We start from the raw sequence: 23,723 nt of genomic DNA on the forward strand, positions 1-23,723 counted from the left end.
TGCGCTTATTTCCGCAGAGTTTACCTGCCTGTGGCACGCCTTGCGCCCTAGACTGTAAACCTTCTTTCCTGCTGTGAACCCCACGCCATGGCCACCGCACTGACGCTGTCTTCGTTTTTGTATTTTCTGCTGTTGTGCACCACCCTGGCGTTCAGTCCCGGACCCATGACCTTGTTGTTGCTCAGCCTCGGCCTGAAAGACGGCCTGCGCCGCTCTTTGCCGGCACAGTTCGGCGCGAGTGTGTCCTACCTGATCTCGATCCTGATCTTTGCCGTGGGCTTTTCCGAACTGATCAAGGACTACCCGCTGATCACTCGAATCATTCAGGTGGTGGGCGTCGCCTACATCCTTTACCTGGCCTACAAGCAATGGACCAGCAGCGGGGTAACGATCACTACCCTCGACGCAACCCCGGAAAATGCCCGCAGCCTGTTCGGCAAAGGCCTGCTGACCGGGCTGTCGAATCCCAAGGCGATCATCCTGTTCAGCGCCGTATTCCCGCAGTTCGCCGCCATCGGCCAGGGCAGTGCGGCCGCCGACATCGCCATCCTCGGCCTGACTTTCCTGTTACTGCAATTTGCCAGCGGTTGCCTGTATTGCTACTTCGGCCAGCGCATCAAGCACGTGCTGGAAAACCCCAAGCGCCGGGTGCTGTTGCAACGGGCTACGGCGGTGCTGCTGCTGGGTGTGGCGCTGATGTTGGCCCGGGGTTTTTCCAACTGATGGTCAGCTTATGAGCGGTAGTGGCGATCTGCCGTTGCCCTGATAGACTTCGGGCAGTCATCCAGGATCAAGCCAGATCATGCCAGCCGCAGGAGGAAAGGGACTTTCGCTCGCCACACGCTTGTACAAGTCGCGCGTCCTGGGATTGACCCTCGGGTTTGTCTGTGTGGCCGCCGCCATCTACCCGCTGGATAAACCCCTTTGGGTCTGGGGGGTGATGATCGCCAATGCCTTTATCTGGCCACATGTGGCGTTCCAATGGTCACGGCACTCGAAAAACTCCCTGCGTTCGGAACACCGCAACTTGTTGCTCGACTCGTTCTGTGGCGGGTTCTGGGTCGGCGCCATGCAGTTCAACCCGTTGCCCAGCGTGACCACCTTGTCGATGATGACCATGAACAACGTCGCCATCGGCGGCCCGCGCTTCATGCTCGCCGGCTGGGTGGCCCAGGCACTGGGGATCGGCGCCTCGCTGCTGGTGTTCACCCCGGCGGTGACGGCCCTCACCAGCGAAGTGCAGCTCTACGCCTGCCTGCCGATCCTGATGCTCTATCCCCTGGCCCTGGGTTGGATCTGCTACCGGCAAGCGATCACCCTGGCCCGGCACAAACGCGAGTTACTGGCCCTGAGCCGCACCGACAGCCTGTCGGGCCTGCTCAACCACGGCGCCTGGAAAGATCACCTGGAAATCGAGTTCCAGCGCTGTCGCCGCGACCAGCAGGGCGCCGCCATCGCGCTGATCGACATCGATCACTTCAAGACCATCAACGACACCTACGGCCACGTCACCGGCGATATCGTGCTGCGCCAGTTGAGCAAAGTGCTGCGCCAGAACCTGCGGGTCACCGACCTGGCCGGGCGTTATGGCGGCGATGAGTTCTGCGTGATCCTGCCGGACATGCCCCTGAACCGCGCCACCGAAGTGATGGATGCGCTGCGTGACCGCTTCAACTCCCTGGCCTACGCACAGGACCCGACCTTGCGCGCCAGCCTGAGTATCGGTCTGGCGCCGTACCGACCGGCCCACGGCGACGCCACCAGTTGGCTGAACGATGCCGACCAGGCCTTGTACGAGGCCAAGAGCAGCGGGCGCAACCGGGTCAGTTCGGTGCAGGGAAGTTGGCTGAGGTCGATCTGAGGATCAACAAATTGTTTTTTGTCAGGTAGGGTGGAGCGCTCCCTCCCAACAAAAAACAAGGATCGGTTCATGCTCTTCAACTTCCCGCGTACCTTGCTGGCAGCCACCCTGGCGCTGTCGTTCGCCATGCCGGCGTTCAGCGCCGAACCTCACAAACAGATCCAGGCCGATTCCGAGCAGTACAAGGCCGATGCTTTGAAACTGCTGGAGCGCCTGGTGAATATCGATTCGGGCTCCGGCTACGAGCCGGGCCTGACCCAAGTGCGTGACATCGCCGTCGACGAGCTCAAGCAACTGGGTTTCAGCATCCAGTTGGTGCCGGATGCTGCGGCCCATAACAGCCATGTCGTCGCCACCCTCAAAGGCACCGGCAAGGCCAGGATCCTGCTGATGGCCCACATGGATACGGTGTTCAAGGAAGGCTCGGCGGCCGCGCGGCCGTTCCACATCAAGGACGGCCGCGCCTATGGTCCGGGCGTGATGGATGACAAGGGCGGCATCGTCGCCGGCATCTACGCCTTGAAAGTCCTGAAAAACCAGGGCTTCAAGGACTACGCGCAAATCACCTTCCTGCTGGACGCCAGCGAAGAAACCGGCACCGATGGCGCGTCCGAGCTGATCCGCAACACCGCCAAGGGCCACGACGTGACCCTCAACCTGGAACCGGGTCGGCCGGCGGATGGCCTGGTGGTGTGGCGCAAAGGCAGCGCCACTGCGGTGGTCGAGGTCAAGGGCAAGGCCGCCCACGCCGGCGTGGCTCCGGAACTTGGGCGCAATGCGGCGATGGAAGCGGCGCACCAGATCCTGCAACTGGGCAAACTGGGGGATGCCGAGAAGAAGACCACCATCAACTTTACCGTGATCAACGCCGGCGACCGGGTCAACGTGATCCCGGACCAGGCCACCGCCAAGGCAGACGTGCGGGCGGCGTTGCCGGAAGAGTTTGACCGGATCGAGAAAGACCTGGCGCGAGTCTCGGCCAACAAGCTGATCCCCGAGACTGAAGTGACCACCAGCCTGCACCGTGGATTGCCGCCGATGCCGCAGACGCCGGAGTCGGACAAGCTGGTGGCGATTGCCCAGGGGATTTATGGCGAGCTGGGACGCAAGCTGACCATTGAAGGCAGCGGCGGGGCGGCGGATGCCAGCTTGTCGGCGGGTGTGGGTACGCCGACCCTGGACGGGTTCGGGATTGTCGGGGGCAATATTCACACGCCGGAGGAATATGCCGAGGTGGAGAGTGTGGCGCCGCGGATTTATCTGCTGAGCCGGATGATTATGGAGCTTTCCAAGCGCTGACTTAAAAACGCCCCACCTCTAAATGTGGGAGGGGGCTTGTGTGGGAGCGGGCTTGCTCGCGAATGCGGTCTAGCAGTCGACATCTGCTTATCTGGTACACCGCTTTCGCGAGCAAGCCCGCTCCCACACAAGCCCGCTCCCACATTGGTTTTGTGGTGTTAGTTGGATCAGGTTGCAGGCACCACTTCCCGGGTCTTCTCCCGGCCCAACACCAAACTGCACAACGCCGGCAGGAACAGCAACGTCAACACCGTCCCCACCAGCACCCCGCCAATCAGCACATACGCCAGCGACGACCAGAACACCGACAACGTCAGCGGAATAAACGCCAACGCCGCCGCCAGCGCGGTCAGGATCACCGGCCGTGCCCGGCGCACCGTGGCCTCGATGATGGCTTCGCGAATCACCATGCCCTGGTCCTGGTTCTGCCGAATCTGGTCGGTAAAGATCAGCGTGTTGCGCATCAGGATCCCGCCAATCCCGATCAGCCCCAATATCGCGTTGAACCCGAACGGCTGGTTGAACAGCAGCAACGTTGGCACCGCCCCGATCAGCCCCAGTGGCGCGGTGGCGAACACCATGAACATCACCCCGAACGAACGCACCTGGAACATGATCACGGTCAACGTCAGCAGGATCATGATCGGGAACAGCGCCGCCAGGGCGACGTTGGCCTTGGCGCTTTCTTCCACCGGGCCGCCGATGACGATCTGATACCCGGCCGGCAGCTTGGCGATCAGGGGTTGCAGGTCCTTGTACACCGCCATTTCCACATCCGGCGGCTGGGTGCCGTCGACGATGTCGGCGCGCACTTCCACGGTCAGCGCACGGTTGCGGCGCTTGAGGATCGGCTCTTCCATCACCGCCTGGAAATGCCCGACCTGGGCCAATGGCACCGACACGCCGGCGCTGTTGGTCAGGGTCATGTTGTCCAGGTTGCCGAGGTCTTCGCGCTGGCTGCCCTGGGAGCGGGCGACCACTGAAACGGTGCGATTGCCTTCGCGCACTTCGGTAATCGGGTTGCCGCTGAGCAACGCGTTGAGCTGGGACTTCACCCCGTCGGGGGTAAAGCCCAGCAGGCGCAGGCGGTCCTGGTCCAGCACCAGGCGATAGCTGCTGGCGCGCTCGCCCCAGTCGAGGAAGCTGTCGCGGGTGAGGGTGTTGGCGGCGACCACTTGGCGCACGTCTTCAGACAGGCTGCGCAGTACATTCAGGTCGGGGCCGGACACGCGAAATACCACCGGGAACGGCACCGGCGGGCCGAATACCAACTGGGTGACCCGCACCCGCGCCGATGGAAATTCGCCTGCCGCGATGCGTTCAGCCATGCGTTTTTTCAGGGTGTCCCGGGCGTGGGCGTCGGCGGTCTGCACGATCAGCTTGGCAAAGGCCGGGTCCGGCAACTCGGGGTTCAGCGACAGGAAAAACCGTGGCGCGCCACCACCAACGTAGGTGTCGACCATCACGGTTTGTGGCTCCTCCATCAGTGCCTTTTCCACCTGCGCCGCCACTGCTTCGGTGCTTTTGAAGGCGCTGCCCGGCGGCATGTACACCTCAAGAATCAGCTCGGAGCGGTCGGAGTTGGGGAAGAACTGCTTCTTCACCACGCCCATGCCCAGGCCACAGAGCACAAAGGCCGCCACCACCAACCCGGTCACCAGCCAGCGTCTGCGCACGCAAGCGTCCACCAGGCGGCGCAGTTTCTGGTAATAACGTCCGGCGTAAATTGCATCGTGGCCGCCGGCAACCGGCTGGATGTGCGGCAACAGCTTGACCCCCAGGTACGGCGTGAACACCACCGCCACCAGCCACGAGGCAATCAGCGCAAAGCCGACGATCCAGAAAATATTCCCGGCATATTCCCCGGCGCCCGAGCGGGCGAAACCCACCGGCAGGAAGCCGATAATCGTCACCAGCGTGCCCGTGAGCATCGGCGCGGCGGTGGAGCTCCAGGCAAACGTAGCCGCGTGGATCCGGTCAAAACCCTCTTCGAGTTTGACCACCATCATCTCGATCGCAATGATCGCGTCGTCCACCAGCAGGCCGAGGGAAATGATCAGCGCGCCCAGGGTCACCCGGTCGAACTCGCGGCCGGTCATCAGCATGATCACAAACACGATCGACAAGGTCAGCGGCACCGCAGCCGCCACCACCAGCCCAACCCGGAACCCCAGGGCCAGCAGGCTGATGACCATTACCACCGCCAGGGCGACGAAGAACTTCAGCATGAACTCGTTGACCGCCAGGCTGATGTTTTTCGCCTGGTCGGAGACCTTGGCGAAGTTGACCCCAAGCGGCAGGTCGGCCTGGATTTTCGCTTCCTGGGCCTTGAGGGCCTTGTCCAGTTCCAGGCCGTTCCAGTGCTTCTCCATGATCACCCCGAGCATCAGCGACGGGTCGCCCTGATGGCGGATGCGGTAGCTGGGCGGGTCTTCATAGCCCCGGCTGACGGTGGCCACATCGGCGATGCGCAGCAGCTTGCCGTTGGCTTCCAGCGGGACGTTTTCGATCAGCGCCAGGCTGTCGAAAGCGCCATCGATGCGGATATAGGCGCGTGCCCCGGCCGTCTCGACAAAGCCTGAAGGCGCCACCGCGTTCTGGGCGGCGAGGGCGGCGAAGATCTGTTCGGGCTTGATGCCCAAGGTTGCCAGGCGCTCATAGGAAAACTCGACAAAGATCCGCTGTGCCTGCTCGCCAAGAATATTGACCTTCTTCACCCCCGGCAGATTGAGCAAGCCCTGGCGCATGTCTTCGGCCATCTGTACCAATTGCCGGTGCGGCAGGTGTTCGGCCTCCAGCGCGTAGAGGGAAAAGTACACGTCGGAGTATTCATCGTTGAAGAACGGCCCGATCACGCCCTTGGGCAACTTCGCGGCTTCGTCACTGAGTTTCTTGCGGGTCTGGTAGAACAGGTCCTGGATTTCGCTGGGGCGTGTGGACTCCAGGTACGTCATGCGCATCGAGACAAAACCCGGCTGGGCGATAGTTTCGACGCGGTCGTAGTAGTCCAGCTCCTGCAGGCGTTTTTCCAGGCGGTCGGCCACTTGTTCCTGCATCTCCTGGGCGGTGGCGCCGGGCCAGGCGGCGGTGATGGTCATGACTTTGACGGTGAACGAAGGGTCTTCGGCGCGCCCCAGTTTGCCAAAGGCGAAGACCCCGGCGGCGAGGATCGCGATGATCAGGAACAGCGTGACCGCGCGGTGCTTGACCGCCAGTTCGGAGAGGTTGATCCCGCGCATTATCAGTGTTCCTGCTGACGGTTGAGGGCCAATACTTGGGCCGGCAACAGGCGTACGGCGTCGCCGCTGTGCAGCAGATGCGCGCCAAGGGCGACGACGACTTGGCCGGGGCTCACGCCGCTGTCCAGCAAGGCGTCTTCCTGGCCGAGACTGGCAACGTTGACCGGGGCGAAGCTGACTTTGTCGTCGGCGCCGATCACCCACACGCCGGTGCCTTTGCCGGCATCCTGCAGTGCGCCGATGGGCACGCGGGTCTGTTGGGCCTGGCCGTCGCCTTGCAGGCGCACGGTGATGGTCGAGCCGAGGGCGAAGCGGTCGACGGGGCCGTGCAATACATAGCGTGCACGGTAGGTGCGGGTGGTCGGGTCGGCACTGGCGGACAGCTCGCGCAAAGTGGCTGTCACTGCCTGTTCGGGGGCGCCGAAGGGGAAGGCCAGGGCTTTTTGCGCAGCCTGGTCGCGCTGGTTTTCCGGCAGGTTGACGATGGCTTCCCGGGCGCCGTCGTGGGCCAGGCGCGCCACCACTTGCCCCTCGGCCACCACTTGGCCGCGGTCCACCCGCACGTCGGTGATAATGCCGTCGCTATCGGCCTTCAGCACCGAGTAGGTGCGGCGATTTTCGATCTGGCTGGCATCGGATTGCGCCGAGGCCAGCTCGGCTTCAGCCACCCGAAGGTTGGTGGCGGACTGGTCGAAAATCTGCCGCGACACGGCGCCGGTATTGGCCAGGCGCTGGTAGCGGGATTCGTCATCCCGGCGCTGACGCAGTTGCGCCTGGGCCGCATTGACGCGGTTTTTGGCCGAGCGCAGGGCCAGTTCGAAGTCGCCGATATCCAGCACCAGCAAGGTGTCGCCACGGCTGACGTGCTGGCCGGGATCCACCTTGCGCTCGATCACTTTGCCGCTGACGCGAAATCCCAGGTCACTTTCCGTGCGTGCGGCCACTACGCCGGTGTAGGCGCTTTGCTGGCTGCCGGCGGCTTCGACCTTGGCTGCGAGTACCGGGCGGGGCAGGGGCGTTTCGGCGACGGGGTCGGCCTTGTTGTTGCAGCCACTGAGTACCGCTAACAGGGCCAGGGGCGTGAGAAGACGCAAGGGGAGAGGGTTCATGTCGGGCTCCGTGGGGGCGGGGTGAGCTAAAAATTACATGCGTAATATTTGTCGCCATATTATGGCTGAAATATATATTAATCCAGCCCCTGCACAGACCCCATGTCGGATGCGCCGGTCGGCGCCTGCGGCGTCGTCATGCCATATCGCTTCGCGCGAACTCCTCCCCAAGAAAATCAATCAGGCTTCGTACCGAAGGCAGCAACCCTCGGCGCGACGGAAATACGGCGTGCACGATGCCGGTCCTCGGCGCCCAGCCGGGAATCAGGTTCACCATCCGTCCCGCGGCGATTTCCTCACGCACCACCACGCTGGGCAGGTGGGCGACACCCACCCCAGCACACACCGCATGCCGCAGCGCCAGCAAATCATCGGTGATCATCCGCGGAGCATGCCGGATGACCGCACTGGCGCCGTTCTCTCCAAACAACTCCCACTGATATTCCCGTTGCGCCGATCCCCAGTACACACTCGGCAACCCGTTCAAGTCCCCCGGCAACGGCGGCGTTGACAGGCGTGACACAAATGCCGGGCTGCCCACCAGGCATTGGGTGCTGTTGCCCAGCACCTTCATCACCAAGTCAGTGTCTTCCAGTGGCGGAAAGCGAATGCGCAGGGCGATGTCGAAGCCTTCGTGAATCACATCCACTCGGCGGTTGGTGCTTTCAAGGTGCAGTTCCACCAGCGGGTACTTGAGCATGTAGCGGGTCAGCATCGGCCCGACCCAGGAGTTGAGAAGGGCCGTAGGGCAACTCAAGCGCACAATGCCCTGGGGTTCGGAGCGGTTGCGCTCGATCACCTCGGCGGCGGCTTCCGCTTCCACGCGCATGGCCAGGCAGCGCTGGTAATAGGCCTGGCCGATTTCGGTGAGGGAGCAGTGGCGGCTGGTGCGGTTGATCAAGCGTACGCCCAGGCGCTCTTCCAACTGGCTGATACGCCGGCTGAGCTTGGACTTGGGGATGTCCAGCGCCCGGCCTGCCGCTGCAAAGCCTCGATGCTCGACCACTTGGGTGAAGTAATAGAGGGTGTTCAGGTCTTCCACTATCGTTCTCCAAATAGAACGCTAAAGGTCATTTTTGCCATCTAGCCCTGCAAAGGTAACGGATTTAAGGTTGATCCATGCACTGCTTTCACCCATTTGGAGACGCACCATGAAAAATATCATCGGTATCTACACCAGCCCACGAGGCCATTGGGTGGGCGACGGCTTTCCCGTTCGCACGCTGTTTTCCTACGACACCATGGGCAAACACATCAGCCCCTTCTTGCTGCTGGACCACGCCGGGCCTGCCGATTTCACCCCGACTGATAAACGCCGCGGAGTCGGCCAGCACCCCCATCGCGGCTTCGAAACCGTGACCATCGTCTACAAGGGCGAAGTCGAACACCGGGATTCCACCGGTGCCGGCGGTACCATTGGCCCGGGCGATGTGCAATGGATGACTGCGGCCAAGGGCATCCTTCATGAAGAGTTCCACTCCGAGGCCTTTGCCCGCAGTGGCGGCGCCCTGGAAATGGTGCAGTTGTGGGTGAATCTGCCGGCCAAGGACAAAATGACCGACGCCGGTTACCAGACCATCCTCGACGGTGATATTCCGGCGCTGCCCCTGGCCGATAACGCCGGCAGCCTGCGACTGATCGCGGGTGAGTTTGGCGGAGCCAAAGGCCCGGCCCGTACCTTCACGCCCATCGACGTGTGGGACGTGCGGCTCAACGCTGGCAAGGCGGTGACCCTCGACCTGCACGCCGGACGCAACACGGCGCTGGTGGTACTCAAGGGCACTGTGCAGGTCAATGGCCTGGAACTGGTGCGCGAAGGGCAGTTGGCGTTGTTCGAGCGTGACGGTGATCAACTCGCGCTGGAGTCGAACAATGACGCCATGTTCCTGCTGCTCAGTGGCGAGCCTATCGACGAGCCCATCGTCGGCCACGGTCCGTTCGTGATGAACACCGAGCAGGAAATCCACCAGGCCTTTGCCGACTTCCAGTCCGGTCAATTCGGCCAGATGCACACCTGATACACCCCGCAAAACCAACCCCCGACAGCCAGGCCGGTTTACCGGCCAAGGATGGCTGTTGCCCATAGAAAAGAGGAAAAGCCCATGACTACTGCTGCTCCGGCCAACTTTAACGGTCACAAACCCGTCATCGACGCCAGCGACACGGCAATGTTGTTGATCGACCATCAAAGTGGCCTGTTCCAGATCGTCAAGGACATGGACGTGCCGCAGTTGCGCGCCAATGCCATCGCCCTGGCCCGCGCCGCGACGCTATTGAATATCCCGGTGATCACCACCGCCTCGGTGCCGCAGGGCCCCAACGGCCCGCTGATCCCCGAGATCCAGCAGGCGGCACCCCATGCCCAATACGTGGCCCGCAAAGGTGAAATCAACGCTTGGGACAACCCCGAGTTTCACGCGGCGGTCAAAGCCACTGGCAAGAAAACCCTGGTGATCGCCGGCACCCTCACCAGCGTATGCCTGGCGTTTCCCTCCATCAGCGCGGTGTATGAAGGCTACAAAGTGTTCGCCGTGGTCGATGCCTCGGGCAACCACTCCAAATTGGCGACGGACCTCACCATTGCCCGGTTGTCCCAGGCCGGCGTGGTGCCAATCGACATCATGGCAACCCTCTCCGAACTGCAAGGCTCATGGAACCGTCCGGATGCCGAGCAGTGGGCTCAGGTCTACACCCAGGCCATGCCGCATTACCAGTTGCTGATCGAAAGCTACCTCAAGGCCCAGCAAGTGGCGACCGAACACGAAGTTCTGGATTCCCAGCGCTGAGTGCCACTGAGACTCACCCTTTAATCGACGAAAGAGGACTACTCATGACGACTCAATACAAACGCCTGGACAAGGACAACGCCGCCGTTCTGCTGGTTGATCATCAGGCTGGCCTGTTGTCCCTGGTGCGTGACATCGAACCGGACAGGTTCAAGAACAACGTGTTGGCCCTGGCCGACCTGGCCAAGTACTTCAAGCTGCCGACCATCCTTACCACCAGCTTTGAAACCGGCCCCAACGGCCCGCTGGTGCCGGAACTCAAGGCGCTGTTCCCGGATGCCCCGTACATCGCCCGTCCGGGCCAGATCAATGCCTGGGACAACGAGGATTTCGTCAAGGCGATCAAGGCCACTGGCAAGAAGCAACTGATCATCGCGGGTGTGGTGACTGAGGTGTGTGTCGCGTTCCCGGCCTTGTCGGCCCTGGCGGAAGGGTTTGAGGTGTTCGTGGTCACGGACGCTTCCGGCACGTTCAACGAGATCACTCGCCAGTCGGCCTGGGACCGGATGTCAGCCAATGGCGCGCAACTGATGACCTGGTTCGGCCTGGCCTGTGAGTTGCATCGTGACTGGCGCAACGATGTCGAAGGCCTGGGTGCTTTGTTCGCCAATCACATCCCGGATTACCGCAATCTGTTTACCAGCTACAACGCGTTGACCGGCGCTAAATAAGCCTTGGATTCACTGCGGGCCAAGCACTTGGCCCGTAGTGTTTAATTGTCTTGCCAGTGGAACAGTAAGAGCTATTTTTGCCGTCTAGCGCCAGATTGGTATCAGATTTAAGGTGTATCCATTATTGGAGACACTATGAAAAACATCATCGGCATCTACACCAGCCCGCGCGCCCATTGGGTCGGCGACGGCTTTCCGGTTCGCACGCTGTTTTCCTACGACACCATGGGCAAGCAGATCAGCCCGTTCCTGTTGCTGGATCACGCGGGGCCTGCGGCATTCACCCCGACCGAGCAACGGCGCGGCGTGGGCCAGCATCCTCATCGCGGCTTTGAAACCGTGACCATCGTCTACAAGGGCGAAGTCGAGCACCGCGATTCCACCGGAGCCGGCGGCACCATTGGCCCGGGCGATGTGCAATGGATGACCGCAGCCAAGGGCATCATTCACGAGGAGTTTCACTCCGAGGCGTTCGCCCGCAGCGGTGGCGCCCTGGAAATGGTCCAGTTGTGGGTCAACCTGCCGGCCAAGGACAAAATGACCGACGCCGGTTACCAGACCATTCTCGATGGCGATATCCCGACGCTGCCCCTGGCCGACAACGCCGGCAGCCTGCGCCTGATCGCGGGCGAGTTTGACGGGGTCAAGGGCCCGGCCCGAACTTTCACGCCGATCGACGTGTGGGACATGCGCCTCAACGCCGGCCGTTCGGTGACGCTGGACCTGCACGCCGGGCGCAACACCGCGCTGGTGGTATTGCGCGGCACGCTGCGGATCAACGGCACTGAGGTGGCGCGGGAAGGACAGTTGGCATTGTTTGAGCGCGACGGCACGCAACTGCGCCTTGAGTCCAGCGACGATGCCATGGTGTTGTTGCTCAGCGGCGAACCGATCGACGAGCCCATCGTCGGCCACGGCCCGTTCGTGATGAACACCGAGCAGGAAATCCACCAAGCGTTTGCTGACTATCAGTCCGGGCAATTCGGGCAGATGCAGCGCTAGGGCGCTATACCCTCCAAAGGCATTTCATGCGATCTTCATGGCATTCGCCCTGGAGTCGCCTGAATGCCCTCATTTATCTCCGATCACCCGATGTTCTGTGCCTTGGCGCTGGTGCTGATCGACATCGCCGTATGGCGCCTGATCTCTGCCGATATCGCCAATTGGAAGCTGGCGGCGCGGCTGGTGATCTTTGCGGTGTTCAGCGCCGTGCTGTTCAACGAAGGCATGAACCCGATGCAGGTCGCGCCGTTTGGCGACAACGTGGCGCTGCATTTGGCGGCGACGGCGTTTCAGATCGGTTGGTGGTTGTTTGCGGCGCGCACCCTCACGGTATTGCTTGGCGCGGTGATGATGCAGCGGGTCGGCCATACCGGGCGGCTGTTGCAGGACCTGGTGGGCGCGGTGATCTTTCTGATCGCGATCATCGCGGCCATGGCCTACGTGCTCGACCTGCCGGTCAAGGGCGTGCTGGCCACTTCCGGTGCGGTGGCGATCATCGTCGGCCTGGCGTTGCAAAGCACCTTGAGCGACGTGTTTTCCGGGATTGTCCTCAACACCACCAAGCCCTACCAACTGGATGACTGGATCTCCATCGACGGCATCGAGGGCCGGGTGATCGACATCGACTGGCGCGCCACTCAATTGCAAACCTCCCAGGGCAGCCTGGCGGTGGTGCCCAATTCGTTGGCGGCCAAGGCCAAGATCATCAACTTCTCGCGCCCGGCGGATATGTTTGGTTTGTCGGTCAGCCTGCAGGTCAGCCCCCATGCGCGGCCGCAAACCGTGCTGGATGCGCTGGAGCGGGCGATGCAGGGGTGTCGGCCGTTGTTGGCCAAGCCGGCGCCGAGTGTGGCGTTCAAGACCTCGGCCAGTGGTGGGGTGGAGTATGAGATCAGTGGGTTTGTGCCGGCGATGGCGCTCAAGCGTGAGGTGCGTAACCAGCTTTATGATTTGGCGTTTCGGCATTTGCAGGCGGCGGGGGTGAGTTTGTTGTCGGCAGCCGAGAGTAATGCGCCGGTGGCGGTTTCCAGGGCTCGGGCGTTGTTGGAGAGTTCGTTGATTTTCTCGACGTTGAGGCAGGAGGAGAAGGAGACGTTCAGCCAGAACATGACGCTGCAGACCTTTCGCGCCGGGGAGATGATTTTGCCGGCGGGGGAGGTGAGTGATCACCTGTTTATCATTGAGTCCGGGGTGATTTCGGTGATGTTGACCAAGGCGGGGCACAAGTTTGAAGCCGGGCGGATGGGGCCGGGGGAGGTAATTGGTGAGGCCGGGATTTTGTCGGAGCAGGGTGTGCCTGCGGACTTTTCGGCGAAGACGTTTTGTACGTTGTATCGGATTGAGAAGGAGTATCTGAAGCCTTGTCTGGATGCTCGGCATGACATCAGTGAGGCTATGAAAAGTTTGTTGGATTTCAGGTTGCATGCGGCTCAGAGTTTGACGCAGGAGGCGCCTGTGGTGCCGGTTAAGAAGGGGCTTATGCAGTGGCTGCGGAGTCGGGCCTGAAGGTGTACATATCCGTTGCTGCGGTAACGGCCACCTATGGTTCCGCTCTTACAGCGGGTCACTTTTGGCAAACGCCCTGTACGGACCGGACACATGGTTGACGGGTGTGCGGGGACATGGTGGACACTTTTCGGCGAGCTAACTTTGCCGGAAAACCATCATGCCCTGGAACACGAGAGATGCCATGAGCCTGAAAGAAGAGTTTGTCGCCTTGGCGCGGCAACCCGGCAGTAATAAACGAGAACTGTGTCGACGATTCGGTATCAGCCCCCAAACGGCGTACAAGTGGCTCGATCGCTACGAGACGCAAGGCCGGTCGGGGCTGCAAGAGAAGTCCCGCAAACCTGTCACCAGCCCCAAGCTGACCAACACCACTCTAGAGACGGCGGTCATAGCGCTCAGGCAAGAGCATCCAGCGTGGGGTGGGCGCACGATCAGCAGCATTTTGAAAAAACAAATCGCTCCCAGCACCGTTACTAATGTTCTGCACCGACACGGGCTAATTCAGCCTGCTCAGAAGGAACAAGCGGCAAAGTTGAGATTTGAACACGATGCGCCTAACGATCTTTGGCAGATGGACTTCAAAGGGCATTTCCCGACGCAACAAGGCCGATGCCATCCCCTGACCCTGCTGGACGACCACTGGCGATTCAGGCCTGTGATAACGAGCGTGGGACCACGGTGAAAGAGAAAATGATCGAAGTGTTCCAGCGCTTCGGATTACCGGCTCGCATCAACGTCGATAACGGCCCGCCCTGGGGCTCGCCACGCAACCCTGGCGAAATCACAGAGCTGAGTATCTGGTTGATTCGCTTAGGAATTCGGATCAGCTTTAGCCGTCCTTACCACCCCCAAACCAATGGAAAGATTGAGCGTTTCCATCGGTCACTCAAGGCCGAAGTGCTTGATGGGCGTCAGTTTTCCACGATCAAGGAAGCTCAAACAGCATTTGATCAATGGCGTGAGGTTTATAACTTGCAACGGCCTCATCAAGCGTTGGACTACAAGGTGCCGATGGACCGGTATCGAGCCAGCCCATGGGCTTATCCGCAGCAGTTATCGGAGTTTGAATACGGACCGGACGACGTATTGGCCAAGGCTTATCACAGCCGATTCCGCTTTCAGAAACGCTATTTCAGCATCGCTAAGGGTCTGGCTGGGCATCACCTCGCCATACGTCCTAATCCTGAAAGTGATGGGCTTTTTGATGTCTACTTTTGCCATCACTTCCTACGAACAATCGACGTGAGCAAGCCAGACTATGGTCCATAATGTGTCAACCATGTCCCCGCACATGTGTCCACCATGTGTCCGGTCCGTACACAAACGCCCCAAAAGTAACCAAAAGGTCTTTGCCCCACCACTCGGTGCCTCGCCTAGGCTCGGCATGCCCGCACTCCGGCCCGGTTCCGCGGGCCGCCGCGACGGGCCATCCATGGCCCGGCGCGGCTAAATCGGCTTCCCTGCCGATTTACCCGCTCCACCGTGCCTACTTGCGGCCATCGTGGTTGACGGGGCCCGCAGATCAAAATCAAAAGCAAGAGCACAGCGGCCTACCGGCCGGCTTGAGTGTTAAAAGCCAGATCAAAAGCCAAAGCGAAAACAGATCTGCTTTTCTGTGGGAGCGGGCTTGCTCGCGAAAAATCTGAGAGCGCCGCGTTCATCCAGAATGCCCGCGTCATCGTTAACGACCTTCGCGAGCAAGCCCGCTCCCACATTTGGACCGTGCCCGCTTTAGATTTTGATTTTGCTCTTCAACACTCAAGCCGGCCGGGAGGCCGCTGTGCTTTTGCTTTTGATCTTGATTTTGATCTTAGGCGCCCCGTTAAACCACGCTGGCCGAACGCAGGCTTTGGAGCGTGGGTAACCTGGCAGGACGCCAGGTTAGCCGTCCTGGGCCAGGGATGGCCCATGACGGCGGCCCACGGTCCAAAGCCGGAGTGAGGGCACTCCGAGCCTAGGCGAGGAGCCGAGTGGTGGGGCAAGAGCGTTTTGCTTACTTTTGCGCTCTTCAAAAGTGAGCCGCTGTAAGAGCGGAACCATAAGCGGCCGTTACCGCAGCAACGGATATGTCCACCACCCCCGCCACCCCCGATCAAACACCCCTTGCGACCCCCCAATTTCTTTGCTAGCTTCTTACAAAATGTTAACGATAACATTTGCTCTAAAAATAAAAACAAAACAGAGATCCCTACCATGAAAATGCTTCCGAAAACCCTGTGTTTATTGGCTCTGAACATCAGTCTTGGCACTTCTGGCCTGGCACTAGCCGACACCAAACCCGCCCCCATCCGCATCGGCGCGTCCTTCCAGGAAATCAACAACCCTTACTTCGTCACCATGAAAGACGCCCTGCAGGAAGCCGGGGCGACCATCGGTGCGCAGTTGATCATCACCGACGCCCGCCACGACGTGTCCAAACAGGTCAGCGACGTCGAAGACATGCTGCAAAAGGGCATCGACATCCTGCTGATCAACCCCACCGACTCGGTCGGCGTGCAATCAGCCGTCAAATCCGCCCACGCCGCCGGTGTAGTCGTGGTCGCCGTCGACGCCCAGGCCGAAGGCCCATTGGACTCCTTCGTCGGCTCGAAAAACTTCGACGCCGGCTTCCAGGCCTGCGAATACCTGGCCAAAAACATCGGCGACAAAGGCAATATCGCCATCCTCGACGGCATCGCCGTCGTACCGATCCTGGAACGCGTCCGCGGTTGCAAAGAAGCCGTGGCCAAGCACCCGGACATCAAGATCGTGAGCATCCAGAACGGCAAGCAGGAACGTGACCAGGCGCTGACCGTCACCGAAAACATGCTGCAGGCCCAGCCCACCCTCAAGGGCATTTTCAGCGTCAATGACAACGGCTCCCTCGGCGCACTCTCGGCCATCGAAGCCAGTGGCCTGGACGTCAAACTGGTGAGCGTCGACGGCGCACCGGAAGCGATCAAGGCCATCCAGAAACCCGGCAGCAAATTCATCGCCACCTCCGCGCAATACCCCCGTGACCAGATCCGCCTGGCCCTGGGCATCGCCCTGGCCAAGAAGTGGGGCTCGCAAGTGCCGGCCACAATCCCGGTGGACATCACCCTGATCGACCAGGACAAGGCCAAGGATTTCAGTTGGTAAAACACCCAGGCCCCACGCCAGGCGTGGGGCACAGGTCATCCATCTGAATGCGAGGTCGGCGGTATGAGCAGTCTTCTGAAGCTGGAAAACATCTGTAAGCGCTACCCGGGGGTGCAAGCCCTCAAGGCGATCAACCTGGAAGTGCAGCGGGGCGAGATTCATGCCTTGCTCGGGGAAAATGGCGCGGGCAAATCGACCCTGATGAAGATCCTTGGCGGGGTCGAGCACCAGGACGAAGGGCAGATCCTGATCGACGGCGAGGCCCGGCAGTTTGCGACCTACCGTGATGCGATTGCCGCCGGTATCGGCATCGTGTTCCAGGAATTCAGCCTGATTCCCTACCTCACGGCGGTGGAAAATATCTTCCTCGGCCATGAGCTGAGCAACCGTTTTGGCCTGTTGCGCAAACGCGAAATGGTCGAGGCCAGCGAGGCGTTGTTCAAGCGCCTCGGCGTCAGCATTGACCTGCAATGCGCGGTCAAGCACCTGAGTGTGGCCGAGCAGCAGTTCGTCGAGATCGCCAAGGCCCTGGCCCTGGATGCGCGTTTGCTGGTGCTCGATGAACCCACCGCCACCCTCACGCCCAGCGAGGCCGAGCTGCTGTTCGAGATCATGCGTGAGCTCAAGCGCCAGGGCGTGGCGGTGATTTTTATCTCTCACCACCTGGAGGAGATTTTCCAGGTGTGCGACCGCATCAGCGTGCTGCGCGACGGTGGCAATGTGGGCGTCACCGATGTGGCCGACAGTGATATCGACCGCCTGGTGGAAATGATGGTCGGCCGCCGCCTGGAGTGCAGTTTTCCGGCCAAGCCCACCAGCGAACGCGGGCCGCTGTTGCTGGAGGTCAAGGACATCCAGTTGGTGCGCAACGGCCCCCATAACCACTTTGAATTGCACAAGGGCGAGATTCTCGGCTTTGCCGGCCTGGTGGGTTCCGGGCGTACCGAATTGGCGCTGGGCATGATGGGCGCGCTGCCGTCGGTGAGCAAAGACGTGTGGCTGCGCGGCGAAAAAATCACCCTCGACGACCCGGCCCAGGCCTTGGCCCATGGCATCGGCCTGCTGCCGGAAAGTCGCAAGACCGAAGGCCTGATCACCGACTTCAGCATTCGCGAAAACATCTCCCTCAACAACCTGCCCAAATACCAGAACGTCAGCGGCCTGATCGACAAGGACAAGGAATGTGCCAGCGTTGAAGCGCTGATGCGCCAGCTGTCGATCAAGGCCCCCAGCGGCGAGAGCCGGGTGTTCAACCTCAGCGGCGGCAACCAGCAGAAAGTCGTGATTGCCCGCTGGATCAACCATCACTGCGACGTGCTGGTATTCGACGAACCCACCCGTGGCATCGACGTCGGCGCCAAGGCACAGATCTACGCGCTGATGCGCAGCCTCACCGAACAAGGCTACGCAATCATCATGATTTCCTCGGAACTGCCGGAAGTCATCGGCATGTGCGACCGCGTCGCCGTGTTCCACAAGGGCGCCATCGTCAAGGTACTGGAAGCGTCTGCCGTCAATCCTCAAGAGGTCATGCGCCATGCAACAGGGGGCTCAAGTGAATACGTCCATTAATGCCGTGACGCCTGGCCGGCTGCGCCTGAACCTGGCGCGGATGATTCGCTCACCGGCGTTTTATCCCTTTGTCGGGCTGCTGGTGGTGACGTTGGTGATGATCTTCGCCAGCGACAATTTCCTCACCGCCAACAACCTGTCGAATATTGCGCGCCAGGTTTCGATCAACGCGATTATCGCGGTGGGCATGACCTGCGTGATTCTCACCGGCGGCATCGATTTGTCGGTGGGGCCGGTGATGGCCTTGTCCGGCACCCTGACCGCTGGCTTGATGGTCGCCGGCTTGCCGCCGGGCCTGGCGATTGGCGCCGGGATGCTGGTCGGCGTGGCCTTCGGCATCGGCAACGGCTTGTTTGTCGCCTACCTGCACATGCCGCCGATCATCGTCACCCTGGCGACCATGGGCATCGCCCGCGGGTTCGGCCTGATGTACACCGATGGCTACCCGATTTCCGGGTTGCCGGAGTGGTTTGGCTTCTTTGGCCGCGAAAGCCTGTTCGGTATTTCGGTGCCGATCCTGATCATGCTGGTGACGTACCTGGCGGCTTATGTGCTGCTGCAACACACCCGCATCGGTCGCTATATCTACGCGATTGGCGGCAACGAGGAAGCGGTGCGCCTGTCCGGCGTGCGGGCGGCGCGCTTCAAGTTGCTGGTGTATGGCATCAGCGGTTTCACCGCCGCGATTGCCGGGCTGGTGCTGACCTCGCGCTTGATGAGCGGCCAGCCGAATGCCGGGGTGTCGTTTGAGCTCGACGCGATTGCCGCCGTGGTCCTGGGCGGCGCCTCGATTGCCGGCGGGCGCGGGGTGATTGTCGGCACCTTGCTCGGCGCCATGCTGCTGGGGGTGTTGAACAACGGCTTGAACATGCTCGGGGTCTCGCCCTACGTCCAGAGTGTGATCAAGGGCGGGATCATTTTGCTGGCGATCTTTATCAGCCGTCAGCGCCACAAGTAAACCGGTTATCTCCACGCGGCCATGGTGGCCGCGATGGGTTCTCTCATGCTCAAGAAAGGTCCGCACATCATGGAAAAGCACAACCAAATGCAAGCCGTCGTCTGCCACGGCCCGAAAGACTACCGCCTGGAACGCATCAGCAAACCCCAGGCGCGGGTCAATGAACTGGTGATCCGCATCGCCGCCTGTGGCATCTGCGCCAGTGACTGCAAATGCCACTCCGGCGCTGCGATGTTCTGGGGCGGCGACAACCCGTGGGTCAAGGCGCCGGTGGTGCCGGGGCACGAGTTCTTTGGCTACGTGGTGGAAGCGGGCGAGGGCGCCGAGGAGCACTTTGAGGTGAAGGTCGGCGACAAGGTGATCGCCGAGCAGATCGTACCGTGTGGCAAGTGCCGTTTCTGCAAGTCCGGCAAGTACTGGATGTGCGAGGTGCACAACATCTTCGGCTTCCAGCGTGAAGTGGCCGAAGGCGGCATGGCCCAGTACATGCGCATCCCGAAGACCGCCATTGTGCACAAGATTCCGGAGTCGGTGTCCCTGGAAGATTCGGCGCTGATCGAGCCGATGTCCTGCGCAATTCACACCGTCAACCGCGGTGAGATTCAGCTGGATGACGTGTTGGTGATTGCTGGTGCCGGCACCCTGGGCCTGTGCATGGTGCAGGTGGCGGCGCTAAAAACACCGAAGAAACTGGTGGTGATCGACATGGTCGACGAGCGCCTGGAACTGGCGAAGCAGTACGGTGCCGACGTGGTAATCAACCCGTCCCGGGACAATGCCCGCGAGATCATCAATGGCCTGACCGACAACTACGGCTGCGATGTGTACATCGAAACCACCGGCGTACCGGCGGGCGTGACCCAAGGCCTGGATCTGATTCGCAAGCTCGGGCGGTTTGTCGAGTTCAGTGTGTTTGGCGCCGAAACCAGCGCCGACTGGTCGATCATCGGCGACCGCAAGGAACTGGACGTCCGTGGCGCGCACCTGGGGCCGTATTGCTACCCGGTGGCCATCGACCTGTTCGAGCGCGGCCTGGTGACCTCCAAGGGCATCGTGACCCATGACTTCGGGCTGGATAACTGGGCCGAGGCGTTTGAACTGGCCAATTCGACCAAGTCGATCAAGGTGCTGCTGAAGCCGGTGGTCTGAGATGAACTACGTAATGGGTGTGGACATCGGCACGCAGAGCACCAAGGCGCTGCTGGTGGATGCGGACGGCTTGATCATCGCCCAGCACAGCCAGGGGTATCGCGTGGATACCCCGAAAGTGCGCTGGGCCGAGCAGTGGCCGCAGGTCTGGCTGGATGCGGTCGAGGCCTGCGTCGCCCAGTGCATGGCCAAGGCCGGCGTAGGGAAAGCGCAGGTCAAGGCGCTGTGCATCAGCAGCCTGTATGGCGGCTCCGGAATTGCTGTGGACGAGCAGATCACGCCGCTGCACCCGTGCCTGATCTGGATGGACCGGCGCGCGGGCGAGCAAGTGGAGTGGGTGCGCGAGCATGTGGACCTGGAGCGGCTGTTTGCGGTCACCGGCAACTCGGTGGACAGCTACTACGGCTTCACCAAGATGCTCTGGCTCAAGCAACACCAGCCGCAGGTGTGGGCCAACACCCGCTACCTGCTGCCGCCCAACAGTTACATCAACTGGTGCCTGACCGGTGAGTTGGCGGTGGACCACAGCAGCGCCGGCAATATCGGCGGGGTCTACGATGTGGCCCGGCGTGACTGGTCGGCCGAGATGTTGGCGGCGCTGGAGATTCCCCTGGCGATGATGCCGGAGCGTCTGCTGTATTCCGGTGAAGTGGTCGGCGGTTTGCTCGAGGAATGGGCGCAGCGATTGGGCCTGCAGACGGGCACTCCGATCCTGGCCGGAGGCGTGGACGCGGCCATGGCCACATTGGCGGCCGGAGTGACGCGGCCGGGCAATCACGTGGCGATGATCGGCACCAGCATGTGTTGGGGTTATCTCAATCAGCAGGTGGACGCGCGCCATGGCCTGGTGAGCATGCCCCACGTCTATAACGGCCATCAGGACCTGTACATCTTCGGCGGTGCGATTACCGCCGGGGCGTCGGTGAGCTGGTTTCGCGAGCAGTTCTGCCAGGCCGAAGAGCAACAGGCCAGGGAGACCGGCCAGGACAGTTTGTGGCTGCTGGAGCAGAGCGCCGCGAAGATCCCGGCGGGCAGTGAAGGCCTGTTGTTCCTGCCGTACCTCATGGGCGAACGCAGCCCGGTGTGGGATGACCGGGCCAGCGGCAGCTTTGTCGGGCTGAACCTCTATCACAGCCGCATCCACTTGTACCGCGCGGTGCTTGAAGGGGTGAGTTTTGCCCTGCGGCACAATATCGAAGCGGGCACCCGTGGGGCGCATTCCCTTGATCCACGGTTGATTGTGGTGGGTGGGGCGAGCCATTCGGATTTGTGGATGCAGATTATTGCGGACATCACCCATTACCAGGTCTACACCATCGTGCAAGAGGTGGAGGCAGCGCTGGGCGCGGCGTTGCTGGCGGCCCATGCGGTGGGGTTGGTGGATGATCGGCAGATGGAGAAGGGCTGGGTGCAGTTGGAGCTGCGGGCGGAGCCGGAGGCGGGGAATGTCGGGGTGTATGACCGGGCGTTTGTCAGCTATCTGGAGCTGTATCCGGCGCTGAAACCGGTGATGCACAGCCTGCAATTAAATTAAGCGAACACCGAGCCAAATGTGGGAGCGGGCTTGCTCGCGAATGCGGTGTATCAGTGCCAAATTGATTGCCTGACCCACCGCATTCGCGAGCAAGCCCGCTCCCACATTGGATCTCCATCGTTTTAGAGATCGTGAACCATGAACGCTACCTTCGACTTCACCCACCAGCGCATCCTCGTCACCGGCGCCAGCAGCGGCATCGGCCGGGAAATCGCCCTGCAATTGATCGCCAGCGGCGCCGAGGTTTTCGCCTTGGGCCGCGATGCCCACTCCCTGGCCCAACTCGGCTGCGAAACCCTGTGCCTGGACATCGCCAACAGCACCGCCCTGGACCTGGCCCTGCAAGGTTTGCCGCCGATGCACGGCCTGGTCAACTGCGCAGGTATCTCTCGCCTGGAACCGGCTGCCGCCATCAGCGCAGAAGCCTTCGATCAGGTGATGAACGTCAACGCCCGCGCCGCCGCCCAGGTCGCCAGCCGTATCGCCGCTGCAATGATTGAAGCCAGGATTCCCGGCAGCATCGTCAACGTCTCCAGCCAAGCCTCACTGGTGGCGCTGGACGATCACCTCGGCTACTGCGCCTCCAAGGCCGCACTGGACGCCATCACTCGGGTGCAATGCGCGGAATGGGGCCGCTTCGGGATCCGCGTCAACAGCGTCAACCCCACCGTGACCCTGACGCCCATGGCACAGATGGCCTGGTCGGCACCGGCCAAGCGCGACCCGGCATTGGCGGCGATCCCGCTGGGGCGGTTTGCTGAAACGGCGGAGGTGGCCCTGCCGGTGCTGTTCCTGCTGAGCGATGCCGCCAGCATGATCAGCGGTGTCAGCCTGCCGATCGATGGCGGCTACACCAGCCGCTAGCCGTTTTCCAGCTTGCCGGCGATTACCACTTTGTCCCGCGGCTTGTGCGGGTCTTCGAGGCGGTCCAGCAGCAGTCGCACTGCGCTGCTGCCGGCCAGTGACGCATCGTGGGCCACGCAGGCAATCGGCACGCCGAAGATATCGGCGAAGGGCAGGCGGTCGATGCCGCAGATGGTCAGGCTGTCGTGGGGGATGTTGTGCATGCGCAACGCGCGCAAGGCGCCGAGGGTGATCAACTGGTTGAAGCCCATGATCGCGTCCGGCGCCGAATGCTCGGCCAGGTAGTCGAGGGTGTGCAGGTAGGAGGGCATCAGCGTGTAGTCGCCGGCACACACTTCCACCTGCACCTGCGGGTGCTCGGCCAGGACTTCTTTCAGGCCCTTGAGGCGCTCCATGGTGATGCGCGAATGCTCCGGCCCGGTCAGCACCAGCAGGCGCTTGAGATTCGGGGTTTGCCGCACCAGGTACCGCGCCGCCTCGATGCCGCTGTGGTAGTTGTCCAGCACCACGCGGCTGAACGGGCTCTCGTGGATGGTGCGGTCAAGCAACACCACCGGGGTCTTGCCGTTGCCCAGGCGCTCCAGGTAGTCCGGCTGGTAGCTGGGTTCGTCGGAGACCGGTGACAGGATGATCCCCGCCACACGGTAGCCCAACAGGGTATCGACTGCCTTGCTTTCCAGTTCTTCCAGTTCGTCGGTGTCCACCAGCATGATGGTGTAGCCGTGCTTTTTCGCCTCGCGGGAAATCGCCTTGATCATCTCGCTGTAGAAGGGGTTGTCCACCGAAGCGGTGATCACGCCGATGATCAGGCTTTCGCTACGCTTTAGCCCGCGGGCGAAGGCGTTGGGCACGTAGTCCAGCTCCCGTGCCACCTCGAGGATCCGCGCCAGGGTGGCGGGCTTGACCAGGTCGGGTTTGCTCAGCGCACGGGACACCGTGATGGTGGTCATGTTGACCCGTTTGGCGATGTCGCTGATGGTGACGGATTTTTTCTTGTTCATCGGCAGGGGGAAACCAGGAGAAAACAACCTGAGGCTACCATGTGCACGG

At 61.6% G+C, this 23,723-nt stretch carries 18 protein-coding genes and 1 pseudogene; 15 read left to right on the top strand and 4 right to left on the bottom strand.

From position 1 onward, the window contains the following. The first annotated feature begins 87 nt into the window (after window positions 1-87). The 3 genes from ACUN0G_RS10605 (at window position 88) to ACUN0G_RS10615 (ending at window position 3,160) form a co-directional block, all read left to right on the top strand. On the top strand, window positions 88-723 hold the full coding sequence (locus tag ACUN0G_RS10605; RefSeq protein WP_445573322.1) for a LysE family translocator: 636 nt from the start codon (window positions 88-90) through the stop codon (window positions 721-723). Window positions 724-802: 79 nt separating this feature from the next. After that, window positions 803-1,861 carry a diguanylate cyclase gene (locus tag ACUN0G_RS10610; RefSeq protein WP_421526104.1) on the top strand — a complete coding sequence of 353 codons (1,059 nt, stop codon included), beginning with the start codon at window positions 803-805 and terminating at the stop codon, window positions 1,859-1,861. A 69-nt stretch (window positions 1,862-1,930) separates the two neighbouring features. Further along, window positions 1,931-3,160 carry a M20/M25/M40 family metallo-hydrolase gene (locus ACUN0G_RS10615; RefSeq protein WP_330208948.1) on the top strand — a complete coding sequence of 410 codons (1,230 nt, stop codon included), beginning with the start codon at window positions 1,931-1,933 and terminating at the stop codon, window positions 3,158-3,160. A gap of 167 nt (window positions 3,161-3,327) precedes the next feature. Here ACUN0G_RS10615 and ACUN0G_RS10620 read toward each other — a convergent pair whose 3' ends face one another. The 3 genes from ACUN0G_RS10620 to ACUN0G_RS10630 form a co-directional block, all read right to left on the bottom strand. After that, window positions 3,328-6,399, bottom strand: coding sequence for an efflux RND transporter permease subunit (locus ACUN0G_RS10620; protein ID WP_445573323.1), 3,072 nt, complete (start codon window positions 6,397-6,399; stop codon window positions 3,328-3,330). 2 nt (window positions 6,400-6,401) lie between these two features. Beyond that, entirely contained in the window at window positions 6,402-7,508 is a 1,107-nt protein-coding gene (locus ACUN0G_RS10625) for an efflux RND transporter periplasmic adaptor subunit (RefSeq protein WP_445573324.1), read from the bottom strand. A gap of 136 nt (window positions 7,509-7,644) precedes the next feature. Beyond that, a complete protein-coding gene (locus tag ACUN0G_RS10630; RefSeq protein WP_445573325.1) occupies window positions 7,645-8,550 on the bottom strand; it encodes a LysR family transcriptional regulator in 906 nt (301 codons plus the stop codon). A 109-nt stretch (window positions 8,551-8,659) separates the two neighbouring features. On the opposite strand from ACUN0G_RS10630, the gene ACUN0G_RS10635 reads away from it, so the two are divergent. The 12 genes and pseudogenes from ACUN0G_RS10635 to ACUN0G_RS10690 all read left to right on the top strand — a co-directional run bounded on the left by ACUN0G_RS10635 (window position 8,660) and on the right by ACUN0G_RS10690 (window position 22,673). After that, window positions 8,660-9,526, top strand: a complete 867-nt coding sequence (locus ACUN0G_RS10635; RefSeq protein ID WP_177040386.1) for a pirin family protein — start codon at window positions 8,660-8,662, stop codon at window positions 9,524-9,526. Window positions 9,527-9,610: 84 nt separating this feature from the next. Next, window positions 9,611-10,294, top strand: coding sequence for an isochorismatase family protein (locus tag ACUN0G_RS10640; RefSeq protein WP_063028907.1), 684 nt, complete (start codon window positions 9,611-9,613; stop codon window positions 10,292-10,294). 44 nt (window positions 10,295-10,338) lie between these two features. Further along, window positions 10,339-10,965, top strand: coding sequence for an isochorismate family cysteine hydrolase YcaC (ycaC, locus tag ACUN0G_RS10645; RefSeq protein WP_063028909.1), 627 nt, complete (start codon window positions 10,339-10,341; stop codon window positions 10,963-10,965). 135 nt (window positions 10,966-11,100) lie between these two features. Then, window positions 11,101-11,967: a pirin family protein gene (locus tag ACUN0G_RS10650; RefSeq protein WP_445573326.1), complete on the top strand. Its 867-nt coding sequence runs from the start codon at window positions 11,101-11,103 to the stop codon at window positions 11,965-11,967. 63 nt (window positions 11,968-12,030) lie between these two features. Further along, on the top strand, window positions 12,031-13,473 hold the full coding sequence (locus ACUN0G_RS10655) for a mechanosensitive ion channel domain-containing protein (protein ID WP_445573327.1): 1,443 nt from the start codon (window positions 12,031-12,033) through the stop codon (window positions 13,471-13,473). Between the two features lie 160 nt (window positions 13,474-13,633). Further along, window positions 13,634-14,745: pseudogene (locus tag ACUN0G_RS10660) on the top strand (IS481 family transposase). Window positions 14,746-15,669: 924 nt separating this feature from the next. Then, window positions 15,670-16,596, top strand: coding sequence for a substrate-binding domain-containing protein (locus tag ACUN0G_RS10665; protein WP_445573328.1), 927 nt, complete (start codon window positions 15,670-15,672; stop codon window positions 16,594-16,596). A 63-nt stretch (window positions 16,597-16,659) separates the two neighbouring features. Further along, window positions 16,660-18,168: a sugar ABC transporter ATP-binding protein gene (locus ACUN0G_RS10670; RefSeq protein WP_421552133.1), complete on the top strand. Its 1,509-nt coding sequence runs from the start codon at window positions 16,660-16,662 to the stop codon at window positions 18,166-18,168. Next, window positions 18,134-19,126, top strand: a complete 993-nt coding sequence (locus tag ACUN0G_RS10675) for an ABC transporter permease (RefSeq protein ID WP_445573329.1) — start codon at window positions 18,134-18,136, stop codon at window positions 19,124-19,126. The genes ACUN0G_RS10670 and ACUN0G_RS10675 overlap by 35 nt, the downstream gene beginning before the upstream one ends. Before the next feature lie 69 nt (window positions 19,127-19,195). After that, window positions 19,196-20,275, top strand: coding sequence for an alcohol dehydrogenase catalytic domain-containing protein (locus tag ACUN0G_RS10680; RefSeq protein ID WP_421526031.1), 1,080 nt, complete (start codon window positions 19,196-19,198; stop codon window positions 20,273-20,275). A gap of 1 nt (window position 20,276) precedes the next feature. Beyond that, entirely contained in the window at window positions 20,277-21,809 is a 1,533-nt protein-coding gene (locus tag ACUN0G_RS10685; protein ID WP_445573330.1) for an FGGY-family carbohydrate kinase, read from the top strand. A gap of 138 nt (window positions 21,810-21,947) precedes the next feature. Next, window positions 21,948-22,673, top strand: a complete 726-nt coding sequence (locus tag ACUN0G_RS10690; RefSeq protein WP_445573331.1) for an SDR family oxidoreductase — start codon at window positions 21,948-21,950, stop codon at window positions 22,671-22,673. Here the strand turns inward: ACUN0G_RS10690 and ACUN0G_RS10695 are convergent. Beyond that, on the bottom strand, window positions 22,670-23,674 hold the full coding sequence (locus ACUN0G_RS10695; protein ID WP_445573332.1) for a LacI family DNA-binding transcriptional regulator: 1,005 nt from the start codon (window positions 23,672-23,674) through the stop codon (window positions 22,670-22,672). The two genes, ACUN0G_RS10690 and ACUN0G_RS10695, sit on opposite strands and share 4 nt — an antisense overlap. Between the last annotated feature and the right edge of the window lie 49 nt (window positions 23,675-23,723).

This window comes from Pseudomonas sp. 32A (genome assembly GCF_052682255.1).